Annotated in this window: 11 protein-coding genes and 1 pseudogene; 4 read left to right on the forward strand and 8 right to left on the reverse strand. The window is 70.3% G+C overall.

The genetic code is table 11. The annotated features are described in order from the left end of the window. Positions 1-202 precede the first annotated feature (202 nt). Together dxs and OOK07_RS33510 are read left to right on the forward strand one after the other, a co-directional pair. On the forward strand, positions 203-2,131 hold the full coding sequence (gene dxs / locus OOK07_RS33505) for a 1-deoxy-D-xylulose-5-phosphate synthase (protein ID WP_266685551.1): 1,929 nt from the start codon (positions 203-205) through the stop codon (positions 2,129-2,131). A 150-nt stretch (positions 2,132-2,281) separates the two neighbouring features. Beyond that, positions 2,282-3,781 carry an amino acid permease gene (locus tag OOK07_RS33510; RefSeq protein WP_266685552.1) on the forward strand — a complete coding sequence of 500 codons (1,500 nt, stop codon included), beginning with the start codon at positions 2,282-2,284 and terminating at the stop codon, positions 3,779-3,781. Between the two features lie 87 nt (positions 3,782-3,868). Here the strand turns inward: OOK07_RS33510 and OOK07_RS33515 are convergent, their stop codons facing one another. Further along, complete coding sequence (locus OOK07_RS33515; RefSeq protein WP_266685553.1) at positions 3,869-4,243, reverse strand: PIN domain-containing protein; 375 nt, start codon at positions 4,241-4,243, stop codon at positions 3,869-3,871. Positions 4,244-4,279: 36 nt separating this feature from the next. After that, positions 4,280-5,170 carry an NAD(P)-dependent oxidoreductase gene (locus OOK07_RS33520; protein ID WP_266685554.1) on the reverse strand — a complete coding sequence of 297 codons (891 nt, stop codon included), beginning with the start codon at positions 5,168-5,170 and terminating at the stop codon, positions 4,280-4,282. Positions 5,171-5,331: 161 nt separating this feature from the next. Between OOK07_RS33520 and OOK07_RS33525 the strand changes: the two genes are divergently transcribed. Further along, positions 5,332-6,348 (forward strand): PLL family lectin, encoded by a 1,017-nt coding sequence (locus OOK07_RS33525; RefSeq protein ID WP_266800184.1) that lies wholly within the window; start codon positions 5,332-5,334, stop codon positions 6,346-6,348. Between the two features lie 187 nt (positions 6,349-6,535). Here OOK07_RS33525 and OOK07_RS33530 read toward each other — a convergent pair whose 3' ends face one another. The 3 genes from OOK07_RS33530 to OOK07_RS33540 all read right to left on the reverse strand — a co-directional run bounded on the left by OOK07_RS33530 (position 6,536) and on the right by OOK07_RS33540 (position 11,210). Beyond that, complete coding sequence (locus tag OOK07_RS33530) at positions 6,536-7,588, reverse strand: cellulose binding domain-containing protein (protein WP_266800185.1); 1,053 nt, start codon at positions 7,586-7,588, stop codon at positions 6,536-6,538. Positions 7,589-7,860: 272 nt separating this feature from the next. Further along, complete coding sequence (locus OOK07_RS33535) at positions 7,861-9,987, reverse strand: 3-hydroxyacyl-CoA dehydrogenase NAD-binding domain-containing protein (protein WP_266800187.1); 2,127 nt, start codon at positions 9,985-9,987, stop codon at positions 7,861-7,863. Beyond that, entirely contained in the window at positions 9,984-11,210 is a 1,227-nt protein-coding gene (locus OOK07_RS33540) for a thiolase family protein (protein ID WP_266685560.1), read from the reverse strand. The genes OOK07_RS33535 and OOK07_RS33540 overlap by 4 nt, the downstream gene beginning before the upstream one ends. Before the next feature lie 287 nt (positions 11,211-11,497). On the opposite strand from OOK07_RS33540, the pseudogene OOK07_RS33545 reads away from it, so the two are divergent. Next, positions 11,498-11,701: pseudogene (locus tag OOK07_RS33545) on the forward strand (carbohydrate ABC transporter permease); the annotation flags it as partial. Positions 11,702-11,718: 17 nt separating this feature from the next. Here OOK07_RS33545 and OOK07_RS33550 read toward each other — a convergent pair. The 3 genes from OOK07_RS33550 to OOK07_RS33560 all read right to left on the reverse strand — a co-directional run bounded on the left by OOK07_RS33550 (position 11,719) and on the right by OOK07_RS33560 (position 14,772). Continuing rightward, complete coding sequence (locus tag OOK07_RS33550) at positions 11,719-13,023, reverse strand: ribonuclease D (protein WP_266685561.1); 1,305 nt, start codon at positions 13,021-13,023, stop codon at positions 11,719-11,721. Positions 13,024-13,217: 194 nt separating this feature from the next. Next, on the reverse strand, positions 13,218-13,880 hold the full coding sequence (locus tag OOK07_RS33555; protein WP_030939825.1) for a response regulator transcription factor: 663 nt from the start codon (positions 13,878-13,880) through the stop codon (positions 13,218-13,220). A 223-nt stretch (positions 13,881-14,103) separates the two neighbouring features. Beyond that, complete coding sequence (locus OOK07_RS33560; protein ID WP_266685563.1) at positions 14,104-14,772, reverse strand: DUF3000 domain-containing protein; 669 nt, start codon at positions 14,770-14,772, stop codon at positions 14,104-14,106. Between the last annotated feature and the right edge of the window lie 57 nt (positions 14,773-14,829).

The following is a 14,829-nucleotide window of genomic DNA, read 5'->3' on the forward strand; positions in this document are numbered from 1 at the left end:
TGGTGCCGGGCACAGTCATGTCGTGGGACTCGTACTCCTCGTGGGACTCGTACTCCTCGTGGGACTCGTAGGACGGCCCGATCGTGGGTACAGCCGATCGCGTGACGTATCACGCACCGCCCGGGCGTCGACCGCAAAGGCGGAACATTAGACTCGACAAGCCCGGCAACAGCTCGATCAGCTCTACTGCAAGGAGGCACGGGTGCCGCTGCTGACCCGCATCAGGGGACCGCGCGATCTGGACCGGCTCAGCCTGGAGCAGCTGGACCAGCTGGCGGAGGAGATCCGGACCTTCCTCGTCGACGCGGTCTCCAAGACCGGCGGCCACCTCGGCCCCAACCTCGGTGTGGTCGAGCTGACCATCGCCCTGCACCGTGTCTTCGAGTCCCCCAAGGACAGGGTGCTGTGGGACACGGGCCACCAGTCCTACGTGCACAAGCTGCTCACCGGCCGTCAGGACTTCTCCAGGCTGAAGATGAAGGGCGGCCTGTCCGGCTACCCCTCGCAGGCCGAGTCCGAGCACGACGTCATCGAGAACAGCCACGCCTCCACGGTGCTCGGCTGGGCCGACGGCCTGGCGAAGGCCAACGAGATCCTCGAACGCGACGACCACGTGGTCGCCGTGATCGGTGACGGTGCGCTGACCGGCGGCATGGCCTGGGAGGCCCTCAACAACATCGCCGCCGCCAAGGACCGGCCCCTCGTCATCGTCGTCAACGACAACGAGCGGTCGTACGCGCCGACCATCGGCGGGCTCGCCAACCACCTCGCGACGCTTCGTACGACCGACGGCTACGAGCGCTTCCTGGCCCGCGGCAAGGACCTCCTGGAGCGCACTCCGGTCGTCGGCAGACCCCTCTACGAGACCCTGCACGGGGCGAAGAAGGGCCTCAAGGACTTCATCGCGCCGCAGGGCATGTTCGAGGACCTGGGCCTGAAGTACGTCGGCCCGATCGACGGCCACGACATCGAGGCCCTGGAGTCGGCGCTGGCGCGGGCCAAGCGGTTCGGCGGCCCGGTCATCGTGCACTGCCTCACCGAGAAGGGCCGCGGCTACCAGCCCGCCCTCCAGGACGAGGCCGACCGCTTCCACGGCATCGGCCCCATCCACCCCGACACCGGCCTGCCGATCAAGGCCTCGGGCGCCGACTGGACCTCGGTCTTCGGCGACGAGATGGTCAAGCTCGGCAAGGAACGCAAGGACATCGTGGCCATCACGGCGGCGATGCTGCAGCCGGTCGGACTGAAGAAGTTCGCCGACACCTTCCCGGAGCGGATCTACGACGTCGGCATCGCGGAGCAGCACGCCGCCGTGTCGGCGGCGGGCCTCGCCACCGGCGGACTGCACCCCGTCTTCGCCGTCTACGCCACCTTCCTCAACCGCGCCTTCGACCAGGTCCTGATGGACGTCGCCCTGCACAGGTGCGGGGTCACCTTCGTCCTGGACCGGGCCGGCGTCACCGGCACCGACGGCGCCTCCCACAACGGCATGTGGGACATGTCGATCCTGCAGGTCGTGCCCGGCCTCAGGCTCGCCGCCCCGCGCGACGCCGACCAGGTCCGCGCCCAGCTGCGCGAGGCCGTCGAGGTCAAGGACGCGCCGACCGTGGTCCGCTTCTCCAAGGGCGCCGTCGGCCCCGCCGTACCCGCCGTGGGACGCGTGGGCGGCATGGACGTCCTGCGCGAGCCGGGGACGGACACGCCCGACGTGCTCCTCGTCTCCGTGGGTGCCCTGGCCCCCATGTGCCTGGAGATCGCCTCCCTGCTCGACAAGCAGGGCATCTCCACCACCGTCGTCGACCCGCGCTGGGTCAAGCCCGTCGACGAGGCCATGGGACCCCTCGCGGAGCGGCACCGCGTGGTCGTCACCGTCGAGGACAACAGCCGTGTCGGCGGCGTGGGTTCGTCGATCGCACAGGCCCTGCGGGACGCGGGCGTCGACATCCCGCTGCGCGACTTCGGCATTCCGCCGCGCTTCCTCGACCACGCAGCCCGCGCCGAGGTCATGGCGGAGATCGGCCTCACGGCCCCCGACATCGCTCGCCAGGTCACCGGCCTGGTCTCCAAGCTGGACGGCAGGTTCGACCGTACGGCGGCCGGGGTCGACTCGGTGGAGCCCGCGCGCGACTGAGAAGTCGGCAAGAATGCGCCTCACGGACCGGTTCCGCCACTCCTACAGGTAGCGGAACCGGCCCGTTTGCGTGAACCTGCCTGTGCCGGGGCATAGGAACTTCCGGCCCTCTCGATCATGTCGAGGACGACAAGCGTGGGAGGTAGGCACGTGAACAGCACGCTGTTCAGGACGAAGAACATCGAGCAGTCCATCAAGGACACCGAGGAGCCGGAGCATTCGCTCAGGAAGTCCCTGTCCGCCCTCGACCTGACGGTCTTCGGCGTGGGTGTCATCATCGGGACCGGCATCTTCGTCCTCACCGGCACGGCCGCCAAGAACACCGCGGGCCCCGCCGTGTCCCTGTCCTTCGTCGTGGCAGGCGTGGTCTGCGCGCTCGCCGCGCTGTGCTACGCCGAGTTCGCCTCCACGGTCCCGGTCGCGGGCTCCGCGTACACGTTCTCGTACGCGTCGCTCGGCGAGCTGCCCGCCTGGATCATCGGCTGGGACCTGGTCCTGGAGCTGGCTCTCGGCACCGCGGTGGTCGCCGTCGGCTGGTCCGGCTACATCCACTCGCTGCTGGACAACGCGGGCTGGGATCTGCCCGCGTCGCTCAGTGGCCGGGACGGCGCCTCCGGTTTCGGCTTCGACATCCTCGCGGCGCTGCTCGTGCTGGTGCTGACCGCCATCCTCGTCGTCGGCATGAAGCTCTCCGCCCGGGTCACCTCGGTCGTCGTCGCCATCAAGGTGGCCGTCGTCCTGGTCGTCATCATTGCGGGCGCCTTCTTCGTCAAGGGCAGCAACTACGACCCGTTCGTGCCCAAGGCGCACGCCGTGGAGGCGGGCGGCGACCTCAAGGCCCCCCTGATCCAGCTGATGTTCGGCTGGGCGCCCTCGAACTTCGGCGTCATGGGCATCTTCACCGCCGCGTCCGTCGTCTTCTTCGCCTTCATCGGCTTCGACGTGGTGGCCACCGCCGCCGAGGAGACCCGCAACCCGCAGCGGGACGTGCCGCGCGGCATCATCGGCTCCCTGATCATCTGCACCGCGCTGTACGTGGCCGTGTCGATCGTCGTGACGGGCATGCAGAAGTACAGCAGGCTGTCCGTGGACGCCCCGCTCGCCGACGCGTTCAAGGCGACCGGCCACCCCTGGTTCGCGGGCCTGATCAGCTTCGGCGCCGCCGTCGGCCTGACCACGGTGTGCATGATCCTGCTGCTCGGCCAGTCCCGGGTGTTCTTCGCGATGAGCCGCGACGGACTGCTGCCCCGGTTCTTCTCGCACACCCACCCGAAATTCCGCACCCCGTACCGGCCCACGATCCTGCTCGGTGTCATCATCGCGATCGTGGCCGGTTTCACCAGCCTCAGCGAACTCGCCGAACTGGTGAACATCGGCACGCTCTTCGCCTTCATCATCGTCGCGATCAGCGTCATCATCCTGCGCCGGAGCCGCCCCGACCTGGAGCGCTCCTTCCGCACCCCATGGGTTCCGGCCCTGCCGATCGTGTCGGTGCTGGCCTCCCTGTGGCTGATGCTGAACCTGCCCGCCGAGACCTGGCTGCGGTTCGGCATCTGGATGGTCATCGGCTTCGTCGTGTACTTCTTCTACGGCCGCACCCACAGCCGCCTCGCACGGTCACAGGAAGCGCCCCGACCGCAGGAGCGATAGCGCCGACGGACACGTACACGGCCCCGCCCGCCCCGCTTCGGCGGAGGCTGCGGGGCCGTACGGCGTTCTTCCCCGGCGGGCGAGTGCCTAGGCCGGCCTGACGGTCCGTGGGCCCGTCACGTCCGCGCCCAGGTCCTGCACGCGCCGTCGCAGTTCCCGGTCCGCCGTCACCACCAGTACGGGTCGCTCGCCCGCGTCCGCCACCAGGCCGACCATGTGGTCGTCCCCGCTGCCCGGCGCCGACTCGACGTGTACGCCGGGGACCGTCTCCACCCCGCGCGCGGCCCCCTCCACCACCAGCACGATCTCCACGGGGCCCGAGTGACCCGGCAGGCCGTCGGCGGCCAGCCGGTCGCGGAGGCGTTCCGCGGCGCCCCGTCGGTCGCGCCACCAGCCGTCGGGGACCGACCCGACGACGTTCGCGGCGTCGACGATCACGAGCAGGGGGGAACTCTCATCCATGCGGCAAGGTTCGCACGGCCGGGGGAGGGCGCCGGGTCAGCCGGCCCGCTTCTCGTCGAAGCTCGCGAAGTACGCCGCGACCATGTCCTCGTCGGCATGGCCCTGTGCGGCGGCCCGCTCCATGCGCTCGGCGCTTGCCGCGGCGACGTCCAGGCGGACCCCGTTGTTCTGTCCCGCCTCGACGATGAGGCGGGCGTCCTTCGCGGCCGTGGTCACCGCGAACTGGGCCGGAGTGAGCCGGTCTTCCAGAACCAGTTCTGCCTTGGCCCTGAGATAGCCCATGTCGAGCGGGCCCTCGGCGATGAGGTCGAAGAAGTCGTGCGGGTCGACGCCGAGTGCCTGCGCCAGGGCCAGGACCTCGCCGGTGGCCGCGGTCGCGGCGATGACCCAGCTGTTGGCCACCAGCTTCAGACGGGTCGCGCTGCCCTGCGCCCCGTCCTCGCCGGTCCACAGCGTCCGGGCGCCGACCGCGTCGAACACCGGCTCGACCGCCCCGCGGCCCTCGACGGGCCCGGCGGCCAGCACGGTCAGCAGGCCGGCCTCCGCGGGCTGGCGGGTGCCGAGCACGGGGGCGTCGTAGAAGACCAGTCCGTGCTCGCGGGCGAAGGCGGCCAGCTCGCCGACCCGCTCGATGCCGGCGGTGGTCGACTGCACCCAGGCGGCGCCGGGCCGCAGGGCGGGCGCCGCCTCGCGCATGACGTCCAGGGCGGCCGGACCGTCGTAGAGGATGGTCAGGACGACGTCGGCGCCCTCGACCGCCTCGGCGGGGGAGGCGGCGACATGGGCGCCGTCGGCGGCGAGCGGCTCGGCCTTGGCCCGGGTGCGGTTCCAGGCCCGGACGGAGTGTCCGGCGCGGGCGAGGTTACGGGCCATCGCGGCGCCCATGATGCCCGTTCCGAGGACGCTCACGGTGAGTTGATCGGTCATGAGGTCGGCTTCCTTACTCGTGCGGTGGAGCACTCGTGCGGCGGTGCTGGGAACAGCCTGCCCGCTGGGAGTGCCCGCCGCGCGCACGGGACCCACGTGGAGACGTGCGTGACCCAGGGGCCGGGACGCGGTCCGTGCACGGCCCCGCTTAGAGTGAACCGGTGAACGGCGACTGGCTCATACGCGGCCGCGACGGCCGGCTCAGTGTCTACCTGCCGACGGACGGCGCCGTCCTGTGCCGCGCGGAACGCGGACCCGGCGGCCACTGGACGCCCCCGCACAAGATCGGCGGCGACCAGAAGCTGCACTCCTCACCCGCCATCGGCCAAGGCAGCGACTCCTACGCCCATCTGGTCTCCTGGCGGCCCACCGTCCCCGGCGAGTCCGGCCTCGTCCACTCCACGCACTACCGCCCCCGGCTCGCCGCCCTCGACTGGAGTCCCCTCGGACACCCCGACGGGAAGGGCCCCGGCACCGGCACTCCCGCCGTTGCCGTCGACGCCGAGGGCCGCGCCCATGTCTTCGTCCGCAACAAGGGCGGCGGGGTGAGCATGCTCGCGCAGAAGGAGAAGGGCGGCTGGGACCCCTGGCGCGACCTCAAGGGGCGTGACGTACAGGACGAGTTGGCGGCCGTGACGGGCGAGTCGGGACGCGTCGAGCTGTACGCGGCGGTACCAGGCGGCATCCTGCACTGGCGGCAGGAGGAGCCGGGAGCGCAGCCCGCCCTGGAGGAGGCGATGGAGGCCCCGGTCCGCGCGGGCACCCTGCGCGCCCTCGCCACCTCTGCCGACGCCACCACCCTCTTCTACACCGATGACTCGGGCGACCTGTGCGCCTGGCGCCCCGGCGGCAAGCCGGTCGCGCTCCTGCCGTCCGCCGGACCGGGACCCGTCTGCGCCGTGCGCTGCGAACTCGACGGCCACGACTGCACCTTGCTCGCGCAGCGCTCGGCGAGCGGCCGTGTCGCCTTCGCCGCCTATCCCACCGAGCAGGAGTCGGCCGGCGCCTGGTGGACCGAGTCGGGGCCCCAACTGCCCCTGGACGCGGAAGTTTCGCTCGCGGTGGACGAGGAAGGCCGCGTGGTGGCGGCAACGTTGTCCCCGTCGACCGGCCAGTTGCTCCTGACCCGCCGCAAGGACGAGCCGGGCCTGGCGCTGGAGGCGTGGCGGCAGGTCTGACCCGCACGCCGCCCCTTCCGCTTTCCGCTCTGGCTGGTTCTTTTCGTCGCCCTGCGCGCGCCTCCTGTCGTTCCGTTTCCCGACCGAACCGGGTCACACAGGGGGAGTCGGTGACAGGAGACACACAAAGTGTGCAAAGGGTTGTACGAATGTGTACGTGACAAGGGGCACTTTGAGCGAGTGTGGGCTACACACGGTCCTCGACGGTGTGCCAGGTCACGTTGTCCAGCTTGGGGCCGAGCCGCCCCCAACCGCCGTTCGGCATGTACTCGTTGTCGAGCTCGCTGTACGTCGAGCCCTTGCCGCCGATCGTGTAGAAGGTCTGGTTGACGTGGTCGCCGGTCCTGCCGGAAGCGGGGTCGTCGCTGAAGTGGATCCGGGCGGCGTAGGTCCCGGAGCGGAACTCCCGGCCGGAGGTGCCCACGCTGGCCTGCGTCGTGCCGGCCTTGGTGCCGTCCGTGCTCGCGCGCAGGTTGAGCACCTGGCCGTCGCCCAGGGCGTCCTTCTGCGCGGGGAAGGTGACACCGTCCGCCGACCACGTGTCCTCGATGCCGGGCCCGCCGTCGCTGGTGCGGACCAGCCAGCCGTGCTTGAAGAGGGCGGGGTCCTTCGCGCCGGTGTAGTGGAAGTTGTCGAAGAGGACACCGGAGGGGACGTCCGGCACGGGATCGGCCCCGGGGGCGTTCCTGGCGTCGTCGTCCGGCGTGCTGCCGTCCGGCTGCTCACCCCAGGCGAGGACGCCGCGCTTGTACGCGGTGACCGTCTTCGACTCCTGGTACGTCTTCTTGCCGGCGTCGAAGGAGCGGTCGTCCGACTGGTCGAGCTTCTTGTGGTCGACGCGGTACAGCTGCAGGTCGATGCCCTTGCTGTTGGCGCCCGGCCGCAGTGTGCCCGCGCCGTCCGTGAACCGGATCTCCAGGTAGTGGTCGGCGGTCTCGGTCGGCCTGTCCAGCTCGACGACGCTCCCGGCGAGGCCGGAGCAGCCGAAGGCGGCCTGGACGCAGTTGAAGGCGTACGAGCCGTCGTCCGCCGTGAAGTAGTACCGCAGCGTCACCTCGCTCAGCGGCAGCGGTTTCTTCGACTCGTTGAAGATCTCCAGCGAGGGCTCGGCCGCCGCGGCGGTAGCGGGGGTCGCCGTCCGGTACCGGAGGGTGAGCTCGGGCGGGTCCAGGTTCGCCCTCTTCCAGATCGGATACAGCGCCGTGGCGCCCGCCGCCACAACGGCAACGAGAAGGAACAACCTGACCTTGGGCCACACCCGACGTCGGGGTTGCCGGCGGCGGCGGGTGGACGCCACGGAGTTCCTCCGCAGGACTTCGAGACGTCTCTGGACCGGAGGGGATCCGGCCTTGATCCGGATCTGATCCAGCTCTGATCCAGTGATAGAGAACGTCTGGTGAATGTGAAGATTTGATCTGTCTGTGTGGAGATCCTATCCGCAGGCGGACAGCAAAAGGGGGCGGGTCGCACGGAATCGATACCGTGCGGCCCGCCCCCTTCAGGGGAGCGCCGTTACGCCGGGACGCTCGCGAGGCCCGGGGCCAGGAACTTCTTGCCGGTCACGCGCTCGGAGACACCCTCGCGGTCCAGGTACGGCGTGATGCCGCCCAGGTGGAAGGGCCAGCCGGCGCCCGTGATCAGGCAGAGGTCGATGTCCTGGGCCTCGGCCACGACGCCCTCGTCGAGCATGAGCCCGATCTCCTGCGCCACCGCGTCGAGCACGCGCTCGCGCACCTGCTCCTCGGCCAGCACCAGGTCGCCCTGCTTCAGCAGCGCGGCGACCTCCGGGTCCAGCTCCGGCTTCCCGCTGTCGTAGACGTAGAAGCCGCGCTTGCCCGCCTTCACGACGGCCGCGAGGTTCGGGGAGACCGTGAAGCGGTCAGGGAAGGCCCGGTTGAGGGTCTCCGAGACGTGCAGGCCGATCGCGGGGCCGACGAGTTCGAGGAGCACCAGCGGCGACATCGGCAGACCGAGCGGCTCGACGGCCTTCTCGGCGACCTCGACCGGGGTGCCCTCGTCGATGACGTTCTGGATCTCGCCCATGAAGCGGGTGAGGATGCGGTTCACGACGAACGCCGGGGCGTCCTTGACCAGCACCGCGGTCTTCTTCAGCTTCTTGGCGACGGCGAAGGCCGTGGCCAGCGACGCGTCGTCCGTCTGCTCGCCGCGCACGATCTCGAGCAGCGGGAGGATCGCGACCGGGTTGAAGAAGTGGAAGCCCACGACCCGCTCCGGGTTCTTCAGCTTCGACGCCATCTCGGAGACCGACAGCGAGGAGGTGTTGGTGGCGAGGACCGCGTGCGCCGGAGCGACCGCCTCGACCTCCGCGAACACCTGCTGCTTGACGCCGATCTCCTCGAAGACGGCCTCGATGATGAAGTCGGCGTCGGAGAAGCCCTCGGCCTTGTCCAGCACACCGGTGACCAGGGCCTTGAGGCGGTTGGCCTTGTCCTGGTTGATACGGCCCTTGCCGAGCAGCTTCTCGATCTCGGCGTGGACGTAGCCCACACCCTTGTCGACGCGCTCCTGGTCGATGTCGGTCAGGACGACCGGCACCTCCAGGCGACGCAGGAAGAGCAGCGCCAGCTGCGAGGCCATCAGGCCCGCGCCGACCACGCCCACCTTGGTGACCGGACGCGCCAGCGACTTGTCCGGCGCACCGGCCGGCCGCTTGCCGCGCTTCTGCACCAGGTTGAACGCGTAGATGCCGGCGCGCAGTTCGCCGCCCATGATCAGGTCCGCGAGGGCCTGGTCCTCGGCGTCGTAGCCCTGCTGCAGGTCGCCGTTCTTGGCGGCGGCGATGATGTCGAGCGCGCGGTAGGCGGCCGGAGCGGCCCCGTGCACCTTGGAGTCCGCGATGAAGCGGCCCTTGGCGACGGCCTGGTCCCAGGCCTCACCGCGGTCGATGACCGGGCGCTCGACCTTGACGTCGCCCTTGAGGACGTTCGCGGTCCAGATCAGCGACTGCTCCAGGAAGTCGGCGCCCTCGAAGATGGCGTCGGCGATCCCGAGGTCGAAGACCTGCTGGCCCTTGAGCTGCTTGTTCTGGTTGAGGCTGTTCTCGATGATCACCGAGACGGCCTTGTCGGCGCCGATCAGGTTCGGCAGCAGCGTGCAGCCGCCCCAGCCGGGGACCAGGCCGAGGAAGACCTCGGGGAGGGAGAACGCCGGCAGGGCCTTGGAGACGGTCCGGTACTCGCAGTGCAGACCGACCTCGACGCCACCGCCCATCGCCGCGCCGTTGTAGTACGCGAAGGTCGGCACCGCGATGCCCGCGAGGCGCTTGAAGACCTCGTGGCCGCCCTTGCCGATGGCGAGCGCGTCCTTGTGCTCCTTGAGCAGCTCGACGCCCTTGAGGTCGGCGCCGACCGCGAAGATGAACGGCTTGCCGGTGATGCCGACACCGACGATCTCGCCGGCCGCGGCCTCCTTCTCGACCTGGTCGATCGCGGTGTTGAGGTTCGCGAGCGAGGCCGGGCCGAAGGTGGTCGGCTTGGTGTGGTCGAAGCCGTTGTCCAGCGTGATGAGCGCGAAGCGCCCAGCGCCGACCGGCAGGTCGAGGTGGCGTACGTGCGCGGATGTCACGACCTCGTCGGGGAACAGCTCGGCCGCGCCCTTCAGGAGTTCGGTGGTGCTCACTTGTTGCCTCCGGCGTCCTTGTGGTGCGGGTTCTCCCAGATGACCGTCGCGCCCATACCGAAGCCGACGCACATGGTGGTCAGGCCGTAGCGGACGTTCGGCTGCTCCTCGAACTGGCGGGCCAGCTGCGTCATCAGACGCACGCCCGAGGAAGCGAGCGGGTGGCCGTAGGCGATGGCGCCGCCGTACTGGTTCACGCGCGCGTCGTCGTCGGCGATGCCGTAGTGCTCAAGGAAGGCGAGCACCTGGACGGCGAAGGCCTCGTTGATCTCGAAGAGGTTGATGTCCTCGATCGACAGACCGGCCTGCGCGAGGGCCTTCTCGGTGGCCGGGATCGGACCGTAGCCCATCACCTCGGGCTCGACGCCCGCGAAGGCGTACGAGACCAGGCGCATCCTGACCGGCAGGTTGTTCTCGCGGGCGAAGTCCTCGCTCGCGATGATCGAGGCGGTGGCGCCGTCGTTCAGACCGGCCGCGTTGCCGGCCGTGACGCGGCCGTGGACGCGGAACGGCGTCTTCAGGCCGGACAGGTTCTCCAGCGTCGTACCCGGGCGCATCGGCTCGTCGGCGGTGACCAGGCCCCAGCCGGTCTCACCGACCTCCGTGTTGGTGTTGCGCACCGAGATCGGCACCAGGTCCTGCTGGATCTTGCCGTTGGCGTACGCCTTGGCGGCCTTCTCCTGCGAGCGCACGGCGTACTCGTCGGCGCGCTGCTTGGTGATCGTGGGGTAGCGGTCGTGCAGGTTCTCGGCGGTCATGCCCATGAAGAGGGCGGACTCGTCGACCAGCTTCTCGCTCACGAAGCGCGGGTTCGGGTCCACGCCCTCGCCCATCGGGTGGCGGCCCATGTGCTCGACACCACCGGCGATGACGGCGTCGTACGCGCCGAAGGCGATGGAGCCCGCGGTGGCGGTGACGGCGGTCAGGGCGCCGGCACACATGCGGTCGATGGAGTAGCCGGGGACCGACTGCGGCAGCCCGGCCAGGATGCCGGCCGTACGGCCCAGCGTCAGACCCTGGTCACCGATCTGCGTGGTCGCGGCGATGGCGACCTCGTCGATCTTCTTCGGGTCGAGACCGGGGTTGCGACGCAGCAGCTCCCGGATCGCCTTCACGACGAGGTCGTCGGCGCGGGTCTCGTGGTAGATGCCCTTCGGGCCCGCCTTGCCGAACGGGGTGCGGACGCCGTCGACGAAGACGACGTCCCTGACGGTACGAGGCACGATGGCTCTCCTCCAGATGCGGGATGGCACTGCTGCAATGCGCAAGCGCTGAGCGCACGCTCAGGACCCATGCTACTTACGGGTAACGTAGCTGCACAGCCCTGGAGGGTGGAGCGGCGAACGTCACACGAAAGTGGGCGGCGGGGGAGCGCCCCTTTTGAGGGGCGCGGGGCTGTGCTGACGTGCGACCACCGCCACGTGGGCGCACTCGTGGGCACCGGATGCGAGCCGGGCCCCCTCCCTCATGATCACCCCGAACAGGGTCCGAGTCATGTCCGCCCCGAACCGACTCCCACATCCCCTTGGTCCACATGCCGTCGCAGGATCTTGGCGTGATCTCGACGTTCGTGTCCCACTTCAAGGGCCCCTTCGGCGCCCACTGGGAAACGATCTCGGCAGGAGCGATTCTCGTCATCCTGCCGACACTGATCGATTTCCTGTGCCTGCAGCGGTACATCTGCAACGGCTTCCCCCGAGGGGCGACCGGGTGAGGTGCCGCCGGGGGCGGCTAGGCGGACAGCGCGGCCACCAGTACGGGTGTCACCTGCTCGACCTGCCACGCCCGGGCCCCGTAACCCGCCAGTGCCGCCCCGACCGTCTCCGCGTCGACGACCTTCGGGGGCTCCCAGCACACGCGCCGCACGGTGTCCGGCGTGATCAGGTTCTCCTGAGGCATGTTCAGCTGCTCGGCCAACGCGGACACGGCCGCCCGCGCCGCCGAGAGACGGGCCGCGGCCGCAGGGTCCTTGTCGGCCCAGGCGCGCGGCGGCGGAGGCCCCGTCACCGGCTGTCCCGGCGCCGGCAACTGCGCCTCCGTCAAGCCCTTCGCGCGATCGACGGCGGCCTGCCACTGCTCCAGCTGCCGCCGCCCCATGCGATGCCCGAACCCGTTCGCGGCGGTCAGCGCCTGCACGTCGGCCGGCAGCGAGAGGGCCGCCTCCACGATGGCGGCGTCACTGAGCACCTTGCCCGGCGACACGTCCCGCCGCTGGGCGATCCGGTCCCGCGTCTGCCACAGCTCCCGCACCACGGCGAGCTGCCGACGCCGCCGCACCTTGTGCATCCCGGACGTGCGCCGCCACGGATCCTTGCGGGGCTCCGGCGGCGGAGCCGAGGCGATTGCGTCGAACTCCTGCCGGGCCCACTCGAGCTTGCCCTGCCGGTCCAGCTCCTTCTCCAGCGCGTCGCGCAGATCGACGAGCAGTTCGACGTCCAGCGCCGCGTACCGCAGCCAGGGATCGGGCAGCGGACGGGTCGACCAGTCGACGGCGGAGTGCCCCTTCTCGAGTACGAAGCCGAGGACGCCCTCGACCATGGCGCCGAGGCCGACCCTGGGGAACCCGGCGAGACGGCCGGCCAGCTCGGTGTCGAACAGCCGCGTCGGCACCATGCCTATCTCGCGCAGGCAGGGCAGATCCTGGGTCGCCGCGTGCAGCACCCATTCGACGCCGGAAAGCGCCTCACCGAGCGCCGACAGGTCGGGGCAGGCCACGGGATCGATCAGCGCGGTCCCCGCACCCTCGCGGCGCAGCTGGACGAGGTAGGCGCGCTGGCCGTAGCGGTAGCCGGAGGCGCGCTCGGCGTCGACGGCGACAGGGCCGGAACCGGCCGCGAAGGCGGCGACCGCCTCGGCGAGCGCGTCCGCGTCGGCGATCACGGGCGGAACGCCCTCGCGCGGTTCGAGCAAAGGGATCGGCTCCTGGCCCGGCTCTGGATCGGGCGCCCCCGTAACAGATGTTCCGCCGTCTTCCGGAGGGGCGCCTCCGGTGGTTCGCAGTGAGCTGTCTGCTGCGGTCTCTTGGGCGTCGGTCACGTGTCAAGGGTATCTGTGTATGGACAGCGCCCGCCGACGTAACGTTCCGTCGGCGGGCGCCTGGGGGTCGTAAACCAGTCAGGTCGGTGAAAGATCCGGTTCACGACAGGTGGGACACGGGCGGGGAATCAGCGGTCGACTCTGTTCATGTCCGTGAATGAACGAGACGTACGGGTCGGTGGATTGCGTACGGGTCAGTGGATGATGCCGGTCCGGAGGGCCACCGCGACCATCCCGGCGCGGTCGCCCGTGCCGAGCTTGCGGGCGATACGGGCGAGGTGGCTCTTGACGGTCAGCGCGGACAGGCCCATGGAGACGCCGATCGCCTTGTTCGACTGGCCCTCCGCGACCAGACGCAGCACCTCGACCTCGCGGCCGGAGAGCTCGCGGTAGCCACCCGGGTGACTCGGGGCACCCGGGGGGCGGCGGTGCATACGGGCGGCGGCGGAGCCGATGGGGGCGGCGCCCGGCCGGGTGGGGAGCCCGACGTTCGTACGGGTGCCGGTGACGACGTAGCCCTTGACGCCGCCCGCGAGGGCGTTGCGTACGGCGCCGATGTCGTCGGCGGCGGACAGGGCCAGGCCGTTGGGCCAGCCCGCCGCGCGGGTCTCGGAGAGGATGGTGAGGCCGGATCCGTCGGGGAGATGGACGTCGGCGACGCAGATGTCGCGGGGGTTGCCGATGCGGGGACGAGCCTCCGCGATGGACGAGGCCTCGATGACGTCGCGCACACCGAGCGCCCACAGATGGCGGGTGACGGTGGAGCGGACGCGCGGGTCGGCCACGACCACCATTGCGGTCGGCTTGTTCGGGCGGTAGGCGACCAGGCTTGCGGGCTGCTCAAGGAGAACGGACACCAGGCCTCCTGGGGGTGCGGGACGGCTTTCAAGGTCACAGACGTCTTCGGCACCAAACCTGGAGCACTTTAGGGAAAGATCACGATTTAGTGAGTAACAATCCGTGCAATTCGGACAAGCGATCGATCGCTCGATGAATGAATCGGTCCGTTCGAGGACCGTTCGTGACTGAAAGTGGCCGAGTCGACAAAGTGACGGTCAAGGAGGCGGCCAAAGAGGGCGGTCAACGCGCCTGCGGATCCCGCCGCTGCGGCAGCGTCACGATCGACGCGTCGCCCGGCCCCGCCGGCGGCAGCCCGGCGACCTGGGCCAGCAGATCGCACCAGGAGGCAAGGTGGGCGGCCGTGTCGGGGACGCCGCCCAGGCCCTCGCGGGGCGTCCAGGAGGCGCGGATCTCGATCTGTGACGCGGCCGGGCGCTCCGACAGCCCGCCGAAGTAGTGCGAACTCGCGCGGGTGACGGTGCCGCTCGCTTCGCCGTACGACAGCCCGCGCGCGGAGAGCGCGCCGGTCAGCCACGACCAGCACACGTCGGGCAGCAGCGGGTCGGCGGCCATCTCCGGCTCCAGCTCCGCGCGCACCAGGGTGACCAGCCGGAAGGTACCCCGCCAGGCGTCGTGTCCGTCCGGATCGTGCAGCAGCACCAGCCGGCCGTCGGCCAGATCCTGGTCGCCGTCGACGACGGTGGCCTCCAGCGCGTACGCGAAGGGGGCGAGCCGCTGCGGTGCGCGGGTCGCCTCGACCTCGATCTGCGACCTCAGCCGCGCGGTCTTCAGCGCGTCGACGGCAGCCCGGAAGGGCAACGGCGGTGTACTGCTCCCATCCCGGTCCCCCTCCTTGGTGTCGTCCATTCCGTCAGCACCGTCCGACAGTCGTCCCTGAGCCGCAGCCATGCGGGGAAGATTAAGGGGAACGGGGGCTTCGTGCAGGGAGGGACACCCGTGCGGGGG

Origin of the sequence: Streptomyces sp. NBC_00078 (assembly GCF_026343335.1) — a bacterium.
Taxonomy (GTDB): domain Bacteria; phylum Actinomycetota; class Actinomycetes; order Streptomycetales; family Streptomycetaceae; genus Streptomyces.